Origin of the sequence: Paraburkholderia sp. SIMBA_027 (assembly GCF_046535315.1) — a bacterium.
GTDB lineage: Bacteria > Pseudomonadota > Gammaproteobacteria > Burkholderiales > Burkholderiaceae > Paraburkholderia > Paraburkholderia tropica.
Genome location: NZ_JAWRWY010001612.1, coordinates 1 through 236, shown reverse-complemented (window position 1 = coordinate 236; position 236 = coordinate 1). Strand labels below are relative to the sequence as shown.

Annotated in this window: 1 protein-coding gene; it reads right to left on the bottom strand. The window is 33.9% G+C overall.

Going from position 1 to position 236, the window contains the following annotated elements; all coding sequences use genetic code 11:
• Nucleotides 1-2: 2 nt before the first annotated feature.
• Nucleotides 3-236, bottom strand: a 234-nt coding sequence (locus tag SB764_RS44635) for a hypothetical protein (protein WP_410867392.1), incomplete at its 5' end; no start/stop codon positions are given.

Sequence of the window (236 nt, the reverse complement as noted above, 5' to 3'; positions counted from 1 at the left end):
AACTATGAACAGCCTGACAAAGCCTGATACTCTTCCCACATTTCATTTACTTTTTCCTGATCAAGAATATCTATTTTATACCCGCTTTCGGGTACTAATAATTTGTATTGAGCATCAATAAAATTCATGAACCTCTCATCCATAGATGGCAAGCTAAAATTCACATTAGCTGGTTCTTTGCTGATTTCATAATAAAATCTATCAACAGCTACACTTAGATATCCTTCAAAACACTG